At 70.8% G+C, this 15,321-nt stretch carries 16 protein-coding genes and 1 pseudogene; 1 reads left to right on the plus strand and 16 read right to left on the minus strand.

Annotated elements, in window-relative coordinates; genetic code table 11:
• Positions 1 to 34: 34 nt before the first annotated feature.
• The 8 genes from ACWD1Z_RS24340 to rpsB form a co-directional block, all read right to left on the minus strand.
• On the minus strand, positions 35 to 1,117 hold the full coding sequence (locus ACWD1Z_RS24340; protein ID WP_451121723.1) for a thiamine ABC transporter substrate-binding protein: 1,083 nt from the start codon (positions 1,115 to 1,117) through the stop codon (positions 35 to 37).
• 221 nt (positions 1,118 to 1,338) lie between these two features.
• Positions 1,339 to 2,445, minus strand: a complete 1,107-nt coding sequence (rlmN, locus tag ACWD1Z_RS24345; protein WP_389414722.1) for a 23S rRNA (adenine(2503)-C(2))-methyltransferase RlmN — start codon at positions 2,443 to 2,445, stop codon at positions 1,339 to 1,341.
• 85 nt (positions 2,446 to 2,530) lie between these two features.
• Positions 2,531 to 2,983: an SRPBCC family protein gene (locus ACWD1Z_RS24350; RefSeq protein ID WP_451121724.1), complete on the minus strand. Its 453-nt coding sequence runs from the start codon at positions 2,981 to 2,983 to the stop codon at positions 2,531 to 2,533.
• 106 nt (positions 2,984 to 3,089) lie between these two features.
• Positions 3,090 to 4,214, minus strand: a complete 1,125-nt coding sequence (locus tag ACWD1Z_RS24355; protein ID WP_451121725.1) for a phosphatidate cytidylyltransferase — start codon at positions 4,212 to 4,214, stop codon at positions 3,090 to 3,092.
• Entirely contained in the window at positions 4,214 to 4,771 is a 558-nt protein-coding gene (gene frr / locus ACWD1Z_RS24360; RefSeq protein ID WP_389414725.1) for a ribosome recycling factor, read from the minus strand. The genes ACWD1Z_RS24355 and frr overlap by 1 nt, the downstream gene beginning before the upstream one ends.
• 144 nt (positions 4,772 to 4,915) lie before the next feature.
• Positions 4,916 to 5,674, minus strand: a complete 759-nt coding sequence (gene pyrH / locus ACWD1Z_RS24365; RefSeq protein WP_389414726.1) for a UMP kinase — start codon at positions 5,672 to 5,674, stop codon at positions 4,916 to 4,918.
• A gap of 186 nt (positions 5,675 to 5,860) precedes the next feature.
• Positions 5,861 to 6,697 (minus strand): translation elongation factor Ts, encoded by an 837-nt coding sequence (gene tsf / locus ACWD1Z_RS24370; protein WP_451121726.1) that lies wholly within the window; start codon positions 6,695 to 6,697, stop codon positions 5,861 to 5,863.
• A gap of 183 nt (positions 6,698 to 6,880) precedes the next feature.
• Complete coding sequence (gene rpsB / locus ACWD1Z_RS24375) at positions 6,881 to 7,807, minus strand: 30S ribosomal protein S2 (protein WP_451121727.1); 927 nt, start codon at positions 7,805 to 7,807, stop codon at positions 6,881 to 6,883.
• A 272-nt stretch (positions 7,808 to 8,079) separates the two neighbouring features.
• On the opposite strand from rpsB, the pseudogene ACWD1Z_RS24380 reads away from it, so the two are divergent.
• Positions 8,080 to 8,505 (plus strand): annotated as a pseudogene (locus ACWD1Z_RS24380) (M23 family metallopeptidase); the annotation flags it as partial.
• 168 nt (positions 8,506 to 8,673) lie between these two features.
• Here the strand turns inward: ACWD1Z_RS24380 and ACWD1Z_RS24385 are convergent.
• The 8 genes from ACWD1Z_RS24385 to lepB form a co-directional block, all read right to left on the minus strand.
• Positions 8,674 to 9,231 (minus strand): TetR/AcrR family transcriptional regulator, encoded by a 558-nt coding sequence (locus tag ACWD1Z_RS24385; protein ID WP_451121792.1) that lies wholly within the window; start codon positions 9,229 to 9,231, stop codon positions 8,674 to 8,676.
• An 85-nt stretch (positions 9,232 to 9,316) separates the two neighbouring features.
• The gene (gene whiG / locus ACWD1Z_RS24390) at positions 9,317 to 10,159 is read right to left on the minus strand and encodes an RNA polymerase sigma factor WhiG (RefSeq protein ID WP_451121728.1); all 843 of its coding nucleotides are present in this window, start codon (positions 10,157 to 10,159) and stop codon (positions 9,317 to 9,319) included.
• Between the two features lie 282 nt (positions 10,160 to 10,441).
• Entirely contained in the window at positions 10,442 to 11,602 is a 1,161-nt protein-coding gene (gene dprA, locus ACWD1Z_RS24395) for a DNA-processing protein DprA (RefSeq protein WP_451121729.1), read from the minus strand.
• Positions 11,599 to 13,224 (minus strand): YifB family Mg chelatase-like AAA ATPase, encoded by a 1,626-nt coding sequence (locus tag ACWD1Z_RS24400; protein ID WP_451121730.1) that lies wholly within the window; start codon positions 13,222 to 13,224, stop codon positions 11,599 to 11,601. The genes dprA and ACWD1Z_RS24400 overlap by 4 nt, the downstream gene beginning before the upstream one ends.
• Positions 13,224 to 13,586 (minus strand): YraN family protein, encoded by a 363-nt coding sequence (locus ACWD1Z_RS24405; RefSeq protein ID WP_451121731.1) that lies wholly within the window; start codon positions 13,584 to 13,586, stop codon positions 13,224 to 13,226. The genes ACWD1Z_RS24400 and ACWD1Z_RS24405 overlap by 1 nt, the downstream gene beginning before the upstream one ends.
• 88 nt (positions 13,587 to 13,674) lie before the next feature.
• Positions 13,675 to 13,983, minus strand: coding sequence for a DUF2469 domain-containing protein (locus ACWD1Z_RS24410; RefSeq protein WP_003965949.1), 309 nt, complete (start codon positions 13,981 to 13,983; stop codon positions 13,675 to 13,677).
• 56 nt (positions 13,984 to 14,039) lie between these two features.
• On the minus strand, positions 14,040 to 14,525 hold the full coding sequence (locus ACWD1Z_RS24415) for an NUDIX hydrolase (RefSeq protein WP_451121793.1): 486 nt from the start codon (positions 14,523 to 14,525) through the stop codon (positions 14,040 to 14,042).
• Positions 14,526 to 14,544: 19 nt separating this feature from the next.
• Positions 14,545 to 15,309 (minus strand): signal peptidase I, encoded by a 765-nt coding sequence (gene lepB / locus ACWD1Z_RS24420; protein ID WP_451121732.1) that lies wholly within the window; start codon positions 15,307 to 15,309, stop codon positions 14,545 to 14,547.
• Between the last annotated feature and the right edge of the window lie 12 nt (positions 15,310 to 15,321).

A 15,321-nucleotide genomic window follows, 5' to 3' on the forward strand; every position in this document is an offset into this window, starting at 1 on the left:
AGGCCCAGCCGCGCCGCGTGCCGGCGCCGGCCGGCTACTTCAGTACGAGCGAGGTCCACGACTTGACCCACTCGTCGCGGTGGTCGGCGATCCTGGCGGGGTCCATGGTCAAGGGCTTCTCGGCGGCGGGCCCGTGCTCGGTGAACTCCGCGGGCACGTCCGCCTCCTCGACCACGGGGTAGACGAACATGTTCAGCGGCATGTCCTCCTGGAACTTCTTGCTGATCAGGAAGTCGATCAGCGCCTTGCCGCCCTCGCTGTTCCTCGCGTTGCCGAGCAGGCCCGCGAACTCGATCTGCCGGAAGCAGGTGCCCTCGGCGACGCCGGTGGGAGCGGTGGCCGGCTTCGGGTCGCCGTAGATCACCTCGGCGGGCGGCGAGGAGGCGTACGACACCACGAGCGGCCGGTCGGCCTTGGCCGCCTTGCCGCCGGCGGAGCCGGAGAACTCCTCATTGTAGGCCTGCTCCCAGCCGTCGACGACCTTGACGCCGTTGGCCTTGAGCTTCTTCCAGTACTCCGGCCAGCCGTCGTCGCCGTAGCGCGCGGCGGTGCCGAGCAGGAAGCCGAGGCCGGGCGAGGAGGTGGAGGCGTTCTCGGTGACGAGGAGGTTCCTGTACGCGGGCTCGACCAGGTCGTCGAGGGTCGACGGCGGGGTCAGGTCACGGTCCTCGAAGTACTTCTTGTCGTAGTTGACGCAGATGTCGCCGTAGTCGACGGGGGTGACCCGGTGCTTGTCCCGGTCGAGCTGGAACGTGGCGTCGATCTGGTCGAGGCCCTTCGCCTCGTACGGCTGGAAGAGCCCGTTGTCGAGCGCGCGGGACAGCAGGGTGTTGTCGACGCCGAAGAAGACATCACCCTGCGGGTTGTCCTTGGTCAGGATGGCTTTGTTGACGGCCTGCCCGGCGTCGCCGTCCTCCAGGACCTTGACCTGGTAGCCGGAGCTCTTCTCGAAGTCCGCGAGGACGTCCTTGGACACGGCCCACGAGTTGTGGCTGACCAGGGTGACGGTCCTGGCGGCGCCGCCGGACCCCTGGTCGTCGTCGGAGGACCCGCACGCCGAGAGCGTGACGAGGCCGAGTCCGACGGCCATGACGGTGGCCTTCTTGGTGATGCTCACTGAATTCCTCCTGGAGTGGACCAGGAAGAGACGCGGCCCTGCCCGGACCTCCCAAGAGTCCGGGCAGGGCGCAACAGCTCGAGTGACGACCGATCTCCCTACCCAGAATGACCTGGGCGAGGTTCAGAGGGTCTGCGGCCTGTCCCGCACTCTCAGCGCTGTGGCGCTCCCCTGTCGGAATATGAAGATGTACGTACGACGATCAGACTACCGCTCGCACACTACCGCTCGGTGGCCGCGAGCTGACCACACGCCCCGTCGATCTCCTGGCCACGGGTGTCCCGGACCGTCACCGGCACCCCATGGGCGGCGATGGCCTCGACGAACGCCTTCTCGTCCTCGGGCCGGGAAGCGGTCCACTTCGAGCCCGGGGTCGGGTTGAGCGGAATCAGGTTGACGTGCACGGGCTTGCCCTTGAGCAGCCGCCCGAGCCGGTCGCCCCGCCAGGCCTGGTCGTTGATGTCCCGGATCAGCGCGTACTCGATGGACAGCCGGCGCCCGGACTTCGCGGAGTACTCGAACCCCGCGTCCAGCACCTCGCGGACCTTCCAGCGGGTGTTCACCGGGACGAGGGTGTCGCGCAGTTCGTCGTCGGGGGCGTGCAGCGAGATCGCGAGCCGGCACTTGAAGCCCTCGTCGGAGAACCGGTGGATCGCCGGGACCAGACCGACGGTGGAGACGGTGATCCCGCGCTGCGACAGCCCCAGCCCGTCCGGCTCGGGGTCGGTGAGCCGCCGGATGGAGCCCACGACCCGGTTGTAGTTGGCGAGCGGCTCGCCCATCCCCATGAAGACGATGTTGGACAGCCGGGCGGGCCCACCGGGCACCTCCCCGTCCCGCAGCGCCCGCATCCCGTCGACGATCTGATGCACGATCTCGGCGGTGGACAGATTCCGGTCGAGCCCGGCCTGCCCGGTCGCGCAGAACGGGCAGTTCATGCCACAGCCGGCCTGCGAGCTGATGCACATGGTCACCCGGTCCGGATACCGCATCAGCACCGACTCGACGAGCGTCCCGTCGAACAGCCGCCACAGCGTCTTGCGGGTGGTCCCCTGGTCGGTCGACAGATGCCGTACGACCGTCATCAGCTCGGGGAACAGCTCCTCGCGCAGCTTGCCGCGCGCCGCGGCCGGGATGTCGGTCCACTGCTCGGGGTCGTGGGTGTACCGCGCGAAGTAGTGCTGCGACAGCTGCTTGGCACGAAACGGCTTCTCCCCGACCGCCGCGACGGCGTCCTTACGCTCGGCGGGCGAAAGATCAGCAAGATGCCGCGGCGGCTTCTTGGCTCCGCGGGGGGCGACGAATGTGAGTTCTCCGGGCTTTGGCATAACCCTTCCAGTGTCGCAGATCAACTGCGGGGACCCAGGCCGGAGGCTGGTCGCAGATCGATCGGTTGGCCAGGGCCACCCGATCTCACCCCCCGGCCCCCTCCAGCCGTACCTTCAGCAACGCCTCGTCCCGCGGCAGCTCCTTGCGGGCCTGGGGGCGGACCACGAGGGGCACCAGGGCCTTGCCCAGGCGGCCGTGTGCCTCGAAGTCGATCTCGATGGTCACGCGGCAGCGCCGGCCCTCGTCGAGCGGTTCGATCGAGCCGTGGGTGCGGGGACGGACCGGCCCTTCGACGCCGTGCAGCTCCCAGCTGCGCGGTGGGTCGAGGGCGTCGAACTCGACGGTCATCGGGACCTCGCGGGTGCCGATGCGGCGGGTGACCCGGACGCGCGAGCCGGGGTGCATCGGCCCCAGCTCCAGCGGCTCCGCCTTGACGGCGCTCAGCTGCCATTCGGGCAGATGGGAGGGGGTGGTGATATACGCGAACGCTTCTTCGGGCGTGCAGTCGAGGTCGATGGATTCGCGGATGGCGGACATGGTGGGACCCCCTTCACGGGCGTACACCTCAAGCGTCCCACCGCGTCGCCGCCGAGAACAGCGGAGCCCCCGCCGAGGCGGGGGCTCCCCGGGGTCCGTACGACGCTCAGCCGGACCCGACGAACAGCACGAGCAGCAGCCAGACCACGGGCGCCGTGGGCAGCAGGGAGTCCAGCCGGTCCATGATGCCGCCGTGCCCCGGCAGCAGCGTGCCCATGTCCTTGATGCCCAGGTCCCGCTTGATCATCGACTCGCCGAGGTCGCCCAGCGTGGCGCTCGCCGCGACCGCGAGACCGAGCAGGAGGCCCTGCCACCAGGCGCCGTCCTCGATCAGGAACTGCATGCACAGCGCACCCGCCACCATGGCGAAGGAAACCGCCCCGAGCAGCCCCTCGCGGGTCTTGCCGGGGCTGATCCGCGGAGCGAGCTTGTGCTTGCCGAAGCGCCAGCCGATGGCGTACGCCCCGGTATCGCTGACGACGGTCAGCAGCAGGAACGTCAGCACCCGGGCCGGGCCGTCGTCGGCGGTCAGCATCATCGCGACGAACGTGGCCAGGAACGGGACGTAGAACGCGGCGAAGACGCCCGCCGTGACGTCCTTGAGGTACCCCTCGGGCGGTTCCGTCATCCGCCAGACCAGCACGGCCAGCGCGGTCAGCGCCATCGCCACCCACGCGCCCTCGGCGCCACGGACGTACCCCGCGACGACCATCGCCGCACCACCGACCGCGAGCGGGACGAGCGGCGCCTTGATGCCCTTGCGCTCCTCAAGCCGCTTGGTCAGCTCCCACAGACCCACGACGACGGCGACGGCGACGACCCCGACGAACGCGGCCTTGTAGACGAACAGCGAGGCGACGATCACCGCGCCGAGCCCGATGCCGACCCCTATCGCCGCACCCAGATCGCGCCCGGCGCTCTTCTTCTGCGGTCGGGGCGCCGGCTGCGGGGCGTCGTGCATGGGCTCCGGATTCTGCGGCGCGTTGCCGTGGGGCTGCGCCCGCGGCGTCTCGTCGCGGAACAGGGGGCCACCCAGCCGAGCGGCCCCCCGATCGTCATCCTGGTCTCCGCCATACGCGGGTACGTCGGGCACGATGGGCATGGGGCGAGTCTGCTGCGCCTCGGGCGCATCGTACGTGGGACCCGCCGGGGCAGCCCCCTGGACAGGCCCCTGGTCGGACGGCCCCCAGTACCCGGCTTGTGGCGGCGCTCCCCAGGAAGAGTCGTTCATCAGACCTCGAGCAGCTCAGCTTCCTTGTGCTTCAGGAGCTCGTCCACCTGGGCGACGTACTTGTGGGTGGTGTCGTCGAGCTCCTTCTCCGCACGGCGGCCCTCGTCCTCACCGACGTCGCCGTCCTTGACGAGCTTGTCGATGGCGTCCTTGGCCTTGCGGCGCACCGAGCGGATGGAGACCTTGCTGTCCTCGGCCTTGCTCCGGGCGACCTTGATGTAGTCGCGGCGGCGCTCCTCGGTCAGCTCGGGGAACACCACACGGATGATGTTGCCGTCGTTGCTCGGGTTGACGCCCAGGTCGGAGTCGCGGATCGCCTGCTCGATGTTGCGCAGGGCGGTCTTGTCGAACGGGGTCACGACCGCCATGCGCGGCTCCGGCACGGAGAACGAAGCCAGCTGGTTGATCGGCGTCGGCGCGCCGTAGTAGTCGGCCACGATCTTGTTGAACATCGCCGGGTGCGCACGCCCGGTGCGGATCGCGGCGAAGTCCTCCTTGGCGACCACGACGGCCTTCTCCATCTTCTCCTCGGCCTCGAGGAGGGTCTCTTCGATCACCACTTGCTCCTGCGTGTCTTGAGTAGGCCCGGCTGCGGTTCCTTGCGGGAGGCGGCGGCCGGCTGCGTCGCGTCTTCTTCCTGCACGGTTCCCGACCGGCAGGACATTGTCCATCCCCCGGTCAGGCTCCGTAGGTGTTGCCCGTCAGTGGCGGCTGTCCTGGTCACCCACAAGCGTGCCGATCTTCTCACCCTTGACGGCACGGGCGATATTGCCCTCCGCCAGAAGCTCGAACACCAGGATCGGAAGCTTGTTGTCGCGGCAGAGCGTGACGGCGGTGGCGTCGGCGACCTTGAGGTCCCGGGTGATGACCTCGCCGTAGCCGAGGGAGTCGAACTTGACCGCGTCCGGGTTGGTCTTGGGGTCGGAGTCGTAGACCCCGTCCACGCCGTTCTTGCCCATCAGCAGCGCCTCGGCGTCGATCTCCAGGGCGCGCTGGGCGGCGGTCGTGTCGGTGGAGAAGTACGGCATGCCCATACCGGCGCCGAAGATGACCACACGGCCCTTCTCCAGGTGGCGCACGGCGCGCAGCGGGATGTACGGCTCGGCGACCTGGCCCATGGTGATGGCGGTCTGGACCCGGCTGTCGATGCCCTCCTTCTCCAGGAAGTCCTGGAGGGCGAGGCAGTTCATCACGGTGCCGAGCATGCCCATGTAGTCGGAGCGGGCGCGGTCCATGCCGCGCTGCTGCAGTTCGGCGCCGCGGAAGAAGTTGCCGCCGCCGATGACGACCGCGATCTCCGCGCCGTCGCGTACGACGGCGGCGATCTCGCGGGCGATCTTGTGCACCACGTTCGGGTCCACGCCGAGGCCCCCACCGCCGGAGAAGGCCTCTCCGGACAGCTTCAGCAGATACCGGCCGCGTACTTTGCCGTCGTCGCTCTTCTGGGCCTTGGTGGTCATCGGACTCTCACTTCTTTCCACGGGTCGCACATACGAAGAAGGCCACTGCCGGTGGGGATGGGTTCGTATCCCATACGCGGCAATGGCCTCCTCGTCAGATCTGCTGTCGTCCGCCACCGAGGTGACGGCGTACGCGGACGACTGCTGTCGACCCTATCGGGGTCGAGCGTCGATCGCGGTACGGACTCAGATGCCGACCTTGATGCGCGTGAAGCGCTTCAGGGTGACACCGGCCTCGTCCAGAACCTTCTGGACGGACTTCTTGTTGTCGAGCGCGTACGGCTGGCCGAGCAGCGTGGCGTCCTTGAAGAAGCCGTTGAGGCGACCCTCGACGATCTTCGGCAGGGCGGCCTCGGGCTTGCCCTCGGCGCGGGTGGTCTCCTCGGCGACGCGGCGCTCGGACTCGACGACGTCGGCCGGCACGTCCTCCTTGGAGAGGTACTTCGGCGCGAAGGCGGCGATGTGCTGGGCGACACCCTTGGCCAGCTCGGCGTCGGCCTTGTCCAGCTCGACCAGGACACCGATCTGCGGCGGCAGGTCGGGCATGGTGCGGTGCATGTAGGCGTAGACGAAACCGTCGGCGAACTGCGCGAAGCGGTCGAGGACGATCTTCTCGCCGAGGTTGGCGTTGGCCTCGTCCACGAAGGCCTGGACGGTCTTGCCGGCCTCGATCTCGGAGGCGAGCAGGGCCTCGATGTCCGCCGGGGAGGTGGCGGCCACGTGCTGCGCGAGCTGGTTGGCGACGGCCTGGAACTTCTCGCCCTTGGCGACGAAGTCCGTCTCGCACTTCAGCTCGACCAGGACACCGGAGGTGTTGTCGTCGGCGATGAGGGAGACCACGGCGCCGTTCTCGGCGGAGCGGCCCTCGCGCTTGGCGACGCCCTTCTGGCCCTTGATACGGAGCGCCTCGACGGCCTTGTCGACGTTGCCCTCGGCCTCGTCCAGCGCCTTCTTGCAGTCCATCATGCCGGCGCCCGTGAGCTCACGGAGCTTCTTGACGTCGGCGGCGGTGTAGTTCGCCATGAGTCTCGAAATCTTTCTCGAAGTCTGGAAGGTCGAAGATCTGCGGGGGTCCGCGCTCCACATGTAGACGCAGACCGACGACCCACCGCTGACCTAGGGGTGAACGGCGGGGGCGGACTTGCCCGCGCCGGGCGGCGCTATGGCTGCAGTACCGCCCCCGCCGTCACCTCTGACGCTGACGGGTCAGGCCTGCTCGGCCTCGGCGGCCGGGGCCTCGGCAGCGGCCTCGACCGGAGCCTCGGCGGCAGCCTCGGCGGCGGGAGCCTCGGCGGCGGCGGGAGCCTCGGCCGGGGTCTCGGCGGGAGCCTCGGCGGCGGCCGGAGCGTCCTCAGCCTTCTTCTCGCCCTCGAGCAGGTCGCGCTCCCACTCGGCGAGCGGCTCGCCGGCGGCCTTCTCGCCCTTGCCCTCCGTCGCCACGCCGGAACGGGCGATGAGGCCCTCGGCGACGGCGTCGGCGATCACGCGGGTGAGCAGGGTGACGGAGCGGATCGCGTCGTCGTTGCCCGGGATCTTGTAGTCGACCTCGTCGGGGTCGCAGTTGGTGTCGAGGATGGCGACGACCGGGATGTTGAGCTTCCGGGCCTCGCCGACCGCGATGTGCTCCTTCTTGGTGTCCACGATCCAGACGGCGCTGGGCACCTTGGACATCTCGCGGATACCACCGAGGGTCTTCTCCAGCTTGGCCTTCTCACGCGAGAGGACCAGGAGCTCCTTCTTGGTCAGACCCGAAGCGGCGACGTCCTCGAAGTCGATCTGCTCGAGCTCCTTGAGGCGCTGCAGACGCTTGTAGACGGTGGAGAAGTTGGTGAGCATGCCGCCCAGCCAGCGCTGGTTGACGTACGGCATGCCGACGCGGGTGGCCTGCTCGGCGATGGCCTCCTGCGCCTGCTTCTTCGTGCCGACGAACATGACCGTGCCGCCGTGGGCGACGGTCTCCTTGACGAACTCGTAGGCGCGGTCGATGTACGACAGCGACTGGAGCAGGTCGATGATGTAGATGCCGTTGCGCTCGGTGAAGATGAAGCGCTTCATCTTCGGGTTCCAGCGACGGGTCTGGTGACCGAAGTGGACGCCGCTTTCCAGCAGCTCCCGCATCGTGACGACGGCCATGGCCGTATCTCCTTGAATTTCTCGGTTGTGCCGCGGGTGCCGGACGGCTCCCGCGCCTGACGCCCACATGCGCCGTGCCACGAAGGACCGAGGAGCGCTGACACGGGTCGTTATGTCGGCCCGATGTCGGGGCGTGCGAAGTCGACCCGGTGACCCGGATCGCCAGAAGAAGTGTACGGGACCGAGAAGGCACCGGGTGACGCCGATGTCCACAAGCGGGGGGTGGTCCACAGATCGCGCCATGATCGACGGGGTGGCGGGAGCCTGTGGGCATGCGAGCGAAACGATGGGCGAGTACGGCGGTCCTGGCGCTGGCGGTCCTGGCGCCGCCCGGCGCGGGACCTGGGGCGCCTCTGTCCCCCGCGGCCACGGCCACCCCGGTTCCGGCGGCGGCCCGGAGCTGGCCGGTGCCCCGTCCCACGGTCCTGCGCGGCTGGGAACCGCCCCCGGCCCCGTACGCCCGCGGCCATCGGGGGGTGGACCTGGCGGCCCCCTCCGGTACCCCCGTACGGGCGGTGGCCCCGGGGCGGGTGAGCTTCGCGGGCCGGGTCGCGGACCGAGGCGTGCTCTCGATCGAACTGGAGAACACGGGCACCCCGCCCCTGCGCACCACGTACGAGCCGATCACACCGGAGGTGAGGAGGGGAGCCGAGGTGACGGCGGGCCAGGTGGTGGGGACGGTGACCGGCCCCATGCCCCACTGCCCGAGGAGCTGCCTCCACTGGGGCCTGCGCAGGGGCGACACCTACCTGAACCCGCTCGGCTTCCTGAGCAGGGCCCCGTCCCGGCTCCTGCCGGTACTGGACGTCCCGCCGCCCCAGCCGGCGCGGCCCTCGGCAGCCGTCCGGTACAGAAGGACGCCGTCCTCAGCCCCGCACGCCGCGCAACGCCATCGACACCGCCGCGTCCGTGATCGTCGACGGCTCCTCCGCCGCCCCCAGCTCGATCCGCCGCACGGCCGCGTCCACCACGCCCTGCAACAGCATCGCCGCGAGCCGGGGCTCCGCATGCCCCATGTCCCGCAGCGCCTCGACGATCATCGCGACCAGGCTGCCGTGCGCGGCCCGGATCTTCTCCCGGGCCCCCGCGTCCAGCTCGCTCGCGGAGATGGCGACCACGGCCCGGTGCCGCCGGTCGCCCACCAGAGCAAGCTGCGCCCGCACATACGCCTCGACCTTGCCCTCGGGCGACGCCGCCCCGTCCATCGCCGCGGCCACCTCCGCGGCCCACAGGGGGAAGTCGACCGCGCACAGCTCCTCGACCACGGCGGCCCGTGACCGGAAGTACTCGTACACGGACGACCGCGCGAGCCCCGTCCGCTCGGCGAGCGCCGGAAACGTCAGCGCTTCCGTCCCGCCCTCGGACAGCAGGGAACGAGCCGCGTCCAGCAGGGCGGCTCGCTGCATCGACCGGTGCTCGGCCACGGAGGCCGCTCGAATCCTTGGCACGTCAACCACTCTACGGACGCGCCGCCCACGACGGGAGTGACTCCCGGCCGCCCGCTCGGGCTCACCGGCCGAAACTCGCCAGCTTCGCCCGCAGCTGGAGCACCGACTTGGTGTGGATCTGGCTCACCCGGCTCTCGGTCACCCCGAGCACGTTGCCGATCTCGGCGAGCGTGAGCCCTTCGTAGTAGTAGAGCGTCACGACGGTCTTCTCCCGCTCGGGCAGCGTGTTGATCGCCCGTGCCAGGAACCGGCGCAGCTCCCGGTCCTCGGCCACCTCCACGGGGTTGTCCGCGGCGGTGTCCTCCAGCGTGTCCATGACGCTGAGCCCGTCCCCGCTCTCACCGCCCACATGCAGCAGCTCCTCCAGGGCCACCACATTGGCCAGCGACAACTGGCTGAACACGGCGTGCAGTTCGTCGACGCCGATGCCCATCTCGGCGGCCACCTCCCCCTCCGACGGGGTGCGCCGAAGCCGCGCCTCCAGGGTCGTGTAGGCCCGCTCCACGTTGCGCGCCTTCTGCCGGACCGACCGCGGGATCCAGTCGAGCGCCCGCAGCTCGTCGATCATCGCGCCCCGGATCCGGGTGATCGCGTACGTCTCGAACTTGATCTCCCGCTCGATGTCGAACTTCTCGATCGCGTCGATCAGCCCGAACACCCCCGAGGACACGAAATCGGCCTGCTCCACATTGGGCGGCAGCCCGACGCTCACCCGCCCCGCCACGTACTTCACGAGCGGCGAGTAGTGCAGGATCAGCTGCTCGCGCAGCCGCTCGTCCCCCGTCGCCTTGTACGACCGCCACAGCTCGTCGAGCGTCGAGGGAGCGGGGGGCCGCACGCTGCCACCGTCGCGGGCGGCTGGGGGGATCGCCGCCCGGTCGGCCCCGGAGGTGTGCTGGGGCATTCGTCGCCTTGTGCCGTTCTGCCGTGAAGTGCGGGTGCCTGGGTGAGCTGTCGGTCTGGTACGGGTCTGGTGCCGCGTTGCCGGTCTGCACCGGAATCCACGTGAGCGTAGCGTGACTGGACAGTCGCGGTGTGCGAAGTCCGGGGCTCGGAGCGTGCGCAGATACGTTCCGCTGGGCGTCCCCCCGGGGCATGGCGGTCGCTCTGCGTGATCATCCCGGCGCATCAACTCCGGGAATCCGCAAGGGCGTCACGGTTCCCCCGGACGGCCGAACACGCTCGGTCAGCACCGACTTCGATCTCCGCGGACCGAGATCATCGACTGGCGTGTCAACTTCCAGCCGTCGCCGTGTCGTTCGACGTAACCAAGTGCTCGTAGTTCGTACAGCCGGGCGATGGCGTCGTCGTCCGTGGTCCCCGCCCCGCGGGCGATCTCGTCGGGCAGGGCCGGGCGGCTCCCGGGCAGCGCGTTCAGCACCCGGCGGGCGCCCGGCGCCAGCAGGTCCCGCGGCAGGACGGGCCCGCGCCGGTCCGGAGCGAGCTCGCCCATGTCCCCGACGAGTTCGACGACTTCCGCGGCGTCGGTGACGAGGACGGCGTCTCCCCGCAGCAGTTCGTGCACCCCCGCGGAGAGCCCGCTGGTCGCCGGCCCCGGTACCCCCATCGTGTGGCGCCCCAACCGCTGCGCCGCCCGCGCCGTGGCCAGCGACCCGCTCCGGTGTGCGGCCTCGACCACGACGGTGCCCCTGGTGAGCGCGGCGATCACCCGGTTGCGCACGATGAATCTGCTGGGCGTCGGGTGGTCCCCGGGCGGCAACTCACCGATGACGAGCCCCTGTTCCGCGATCCTGTTGATCAACTGGGTGTGCCCCCGCGGATAGGGCCGGTCCACCCCGCAGGCGAGCACGGCCACGGTGGCCCCGCCGGCGGCGAGGGCCCCGCGGTGGGCGGCGCCGTCGATGCCGTAGGCGCCTCCGGAGACCACTACCCACCCCCGCTCGGCAAGCCCCCCACCGAGGACGGCCGCCATGTGGGAGCCGTACTCGGTGCAGGCCCGCGCCCCCACCACGGCCACGGACCGCAGCGCCCACATCCGCAGACTGGCCACGCCCCGCACCCACAGCCCCACCGGCCGCGCGTCGCCGAGATCGTCGAGCTGCCCCGGCCACTCGGTGCCCCCCGGGCGGACGAACCGGACCCCCGCGTCCCGCGCCACCGCGAGGTCCCGCTCGGGATCGGCCCGCTCGGCCCGCGCCAGCAGCCCGGCCCAGCGCCGCTCACTCACCCCCTCGGGCCTGGCCCCCTTCTCCCGCAACCGCCGTGCGACCTCCCGGGTCCCCCGTTCCCGCAGCCAGCGCCCCGCGGTCTCGTCGCCGGGTTCGAGAACCCGGGCGAGGAACACCCGGTCGTACAGCTCCTCGTCCGGATCGTCGGCGCGGCTCACGTCAACGCCCCGATGGCCATCGGCACCCCTCGGGGGACCCCGGTGCGCAGTTGCAGCGCCAGGGCGACGTCCGTCGCGTCGGGCCGGTCGTGGCTGACGAGGTCGGCGACGGTCCAGGCGACCCGGAGGACCCGGTCGAGGCCGCGTGCGGTCAGGGCACCCCGTTCCAGGCTGCGCTCGGCCTCCTCCATCGCGCCGGACGCGGCGTGCCAGCGGCTGCGCAGCTCCCGGCCCGGTACCTCGCTGTTCGTCCGCCACGGGGTACCGGCCAGCCGGGCCGCCGCCCGCTCCCTGGCCTGCCGGACCCGGGCGGCCACCGCCGCCGTGGACTCGCCCCGGGCCCCGCGCTCGGTCAGCTCCGCGCGCGTGACCCGGTCCACCTCGACCCGCAGGTCGACCCGGTCGAGCAGCGGCCCGGAGAGCCGGGCCTGGTAGCGGCGGACGACGGCGGGCGGGCATTCGCAGAAGTCGTCGTTCCGGGAGAACCTGCCGCAGGGACAGGGGTTGGCCGCGAGCACCATCAGGAACTTCGCCGGGAACCGGACGACACCCGCGCTGCGCGCGATCACCACGTGCCCGGCCTCCAGGGGCTGGCGGAGGGCATCGAGCGCCTGGCTGCTGAACTCGGGTGTCTCGTCCAGGAACAGCACGCCCCGATGGGACAGCGACACCGCGCCCGGCCGGGCGATGCCGGGCCCGCCGCCGACCAGTGCCTGCATCGTCGCGGAGTGGTGCGGGGCGCAGTAGGGCGGGACGTCGATCAGCGGCTTGCCCGCGGGCGGCAGTCCCGCCACCGAGTGCACCGCCGTGACCTCCAGGGACTCCTGCCTGGCCAGCGGGGGCAGGATCGCGGGCAGCCGCTCGGCGAGCATGGTCTTGCCGGCACCGGGCGGTCCCTCCAGGAACAGATGGTGTCCGCCGGCCGCGGCGACCTCCACGGCCGTACGCGCCGAGAACTGGCCCACGACGTCGGCGAGGTCATGGCCGCTGTCCTGCTGTGCCGCTCCGGCGCTGTGCATGCCCGTGGCCGCGCCCGTGCCGGGCACCCGCAGTCCGGCGAGCAGCGGATCGGGGCGCCCGGGTTCGTGCGGTTCCTCCTCGGGCACGGGTTCGTCGGCCAGGACGGCGATCAGCTGGCGCAGACTGCGCACCCCCAGCACGGAGACGCCCGGCACCAGGGAGGCCTCGGCGGCGGCGCTCTCCGGTACGACCACCTGTTCGTACCCGGCGTGGGCGGCGGCCAGCACCGCGGGCAGGATGCCCCGGACGGGCCGCACCCGGCCGTCCAGGCCCAGCTCCCCGATCATCACGATGTCGGCGAGGACCCGCGGATCGATCCGCTCCGCCGCGCCCAGGACCGCGCTGGCGACGGCCAGGTCGAAGCCGCTGCCGGCCTTCGGGACCGACGCCGGGCTGAGCCCCACCGTCAGCTTCTTCTGCGGCCACGGGGTCCCGGAGTTCACCACCGCCGCCCGGACCCGGTCCCGGCTCTCCGTCAGGCTCTTGTCCGGGAGGCCGACCAGGGTGAAGGCGGCGACGCCCGGTTCGAGGTCGGCCTGGACCTCCACCACCACGCCCTCGACTCCGACCAGGGCCACCGAGCAGGTGCGTGCGAACCCCATCACGCCACCCCCCGCACATGGTCGACCACGGGGGCGCCCCGCTGGGGAAGGAGGACGCCGACGACGTCGATGCGGACGCCGCCGGGTGGTGCTCCGCCGTGGGACTGGATCCAGCGTTCGGCCAGGTGTCGCAGGCGGTCCGCCTTCTCGGGCGTGACCGCGGCCATCGGGTGTTCGAAGCAGTCGCCCCTGCGGGTCTTGACCTCACAGACGACCAGCGCGTCCCCGTCCCGCGCCACGATGTCGATCTCGCCGGTCCGGCCGCAGCGCCAGTTGCGCTCCAGGACCGTCATCCCGGACTCGGCCAGCCTCCTGGCGGCCAGCCCTTCTCCGTACTTGCCGAGTGCACTGCGTGCGTTCATGTCGGCACCACCTCCGGCACCGACGATCACGCATCCGCCCCCAAGAAAAGGATCTTGGTGGACAAGTCACTGGCTGTGGATAACTCCGTCACCCGCCCGGGAGCTCCAGGTCGCTCTTGTTCAGCTCCTCGATGTTCACGTCCTTGAACGTGAGCACGCGCACCTGCTTCACGAAGCGGGCCGGCCGGTACATGTCCCAGACCCAGGCGTCCGCCATGGACACCTCGAAGAACACCTCTCCCTGGACCGAGTGCACCTGCATCTCGTAGTCGTTGGTCAGATAGAAGCGCCGCTCGGTCTCGATCACGTATTTGAACAGACCGACGACATCGCGGTACTCCCGGTAGAGCTTGAGCTCCATCTCGGTCTCGTACTTCTCGAGGTCCTCGGCGCTCATGGCATGTTCCCCTTCAGCCGTGCGATCCCCCCATTGTGCGCCAGTCCCGCGAGCCCCTAGACGATTTCGGTGTCCAGGGTCACGGGCCCGGCCGGGGGACCTTCGTCGAGCAGCCTGCGCAGCAGCTCGGCGAGTCTGGTCGGATACACCGTCTCATGTGCCTGGGTCAGTTCCTGACACGTCCACCAGCGTGCTCCGGCGACACTGCGCCGCTCCAGCTCGGTGAGGCCCCATGCCCCGGGAACCACGTCCCGCGCGTCCGCCGTACGGGCCAGGTAGTACCACTCGTCCTGGTCCCAGCGGCGCCCGGCGAAGGGGAACGAGCACGTGCGCCGCCACAGCACCGGGCCGAGTTCGACCTCGGTGATGCCGGTCTCCTCGGCGAGTTCCCGCAGCGCGGCCTGTTCCCGGGTCTCGCCGCCCTCGACACCCCCGCCGGGCGTGAACCACCAGTCGTCGCTCACGTCGTCCGGCTCGTGCCCGTGCAGCAGCAGGATCCGGTCCTCGGGGTCCAGCAGGACCACCCGGGCGACCTTGCGCATCCCGCCCGTGTCCATGTCCTCAGCGGGCACCCGCGGGCTCCGTCCCGGTACGGGAGCGCCCCAGCCACTTCGCCACGGGCCCGTACGCCGCCCCGCCGAGCACCAGCAGCGCGCCCACCACGATCAGCACGCCCATCGTGCGCAGCGGCCCCGGTGCGGAGATCGCGCCCAGCTCCTCGAAGCCGGAGGGGCGCTCCAGCATGCCGTCCATCGGCCAGACGACGGCGTCGACCCGGGCGGTCACCGCGCCGGCCGCCACCGTGCCGCTCGCGGCGTCGGTCAGATGGGCGGTGGAGTCCAGCGAGCCGTGCCGCTCGTCACCGAGCAGGAACAGCCGCCCCTGGGGAACGGTCACGGTCGGGAAGTCGGTGATCCCGGCCAGGCTGCCGTCGGCCAGATACGGTTCGTCGATCTTCTTGCCGTCGACCGTCAGCTTGCCGTCCGTGCAGCAGGCGACGGTGTCGCCGCCGATGGCCACCACCCGCTTGAGCACCGGCGCGTTCGCCCACGCCTCGTCGTTGAAGACGACGACGTCCCCGCGACGTATCTCGTCCCCGTCGACCCGCTCGGCCAGCACCCGGTCACCGGCACCGATGGTCGGCGCCATGGACGTGGTGGGCACGGTGTACGGCCGGTAGACCACCGCCGCCCAGGCGAAGCCGCCCAGGAACAGCACCAGGCCCAGCGCGACCGCGATGCCGGACAGCCGCTGCCCGGTCCGGCTGCCCGCCGGGCCCTTGCCTCCGCCGCTCGGCGTGGCCGTACGCGTAGTGGTCTCACCCATGGGTCCGCACCC

The sequence above is a fragment of the Streptomyces sp. NPDC002784 genome, from assembly GCF_053592135.1.

Coding starts and splice junctions, on each gene's coding strand:
- rlmN (WP_389414722.1), bottom strand. CDS start 2,445: ATGCCAAAGCCCGGAGAACTCACATTCGTCGCCCCCCGCGGAGCCAAG.
- ACWD1Z_RS24350 (WP_451121724.1), bottom strand. CDS start 2,983: ATGTCCGCCATCCGCGAATCCATCGACCTCGACTGCACGCCCGAAGAA.
- ACWD1Z_RS24355 (WP_451121725.1), bottom strand. CDS start 4,214: ATGAACGACTCTTCCTGGGGAGCGCCGCCACAAGCCGGGTACTGGGGG.
- pyrH (WP_389414726.1), bottom strand. CDS start 5,674: ATGACCACCAAGGCCCAGAAGAGCGACGACGGCAAAGTACGCGGCCGG.
- tsf (WP_451121726.1), bottom strand. CDS start 6,697: ATGGCGAACTACACCGCCGCCGACGTCAAGAAGCTCCGTGAGCTCACG.
- rpsB (WP_451121727.1), bottom strand. CDS start 7,807: ATGGCCGTCGTCACGATGCGGGAGCTGCTGGAAAGCGGCGTCCACTTC.
- whiG (WP_451121728.1), bottom strand. CDS start 10,159: ATGCCCCAGCACACCTCCGGGGCCGACCGGGCGGCGATCCCCCCAGCC.
- ACWD1Z_RS24400 (WP_451121730.1), bottom strand. CDS start 13,224: ATGGGGTTCGCACGCACCTGCTCGGTGGCCCTGGTCGGAGTCGAGGGC.
- ACWD1Z_RS24405 (WP_451121731.1), bottom strand. CDS start 13,586: ATGAACGCACGCAGTGCACTCGGCAAGTACGGAGAAGGGCTGGCCGCC.
- ACWD1Z_RS24410 (WP_003965949.1), bottom strand. CDS start 13,983: ATGAGCGCCGAGGACCTCGAGAAGTACGAGACCGAGATGGAGCTCAAG.
- ACWD1Z_RS24415 (WP_451121793.1), bottom strand. CDS start 14,525: ATGCGCAAGGTCGCCCGGGTGGTCCTGCTGGACCCCGAGGACCGGATC.
- lepB (WP_451121732.1), bottom strand. CDS start 15,309: ATGGGTGAGACCACTACGCGTACGGCCACGCCGAGCGGCGGAGGCAAG.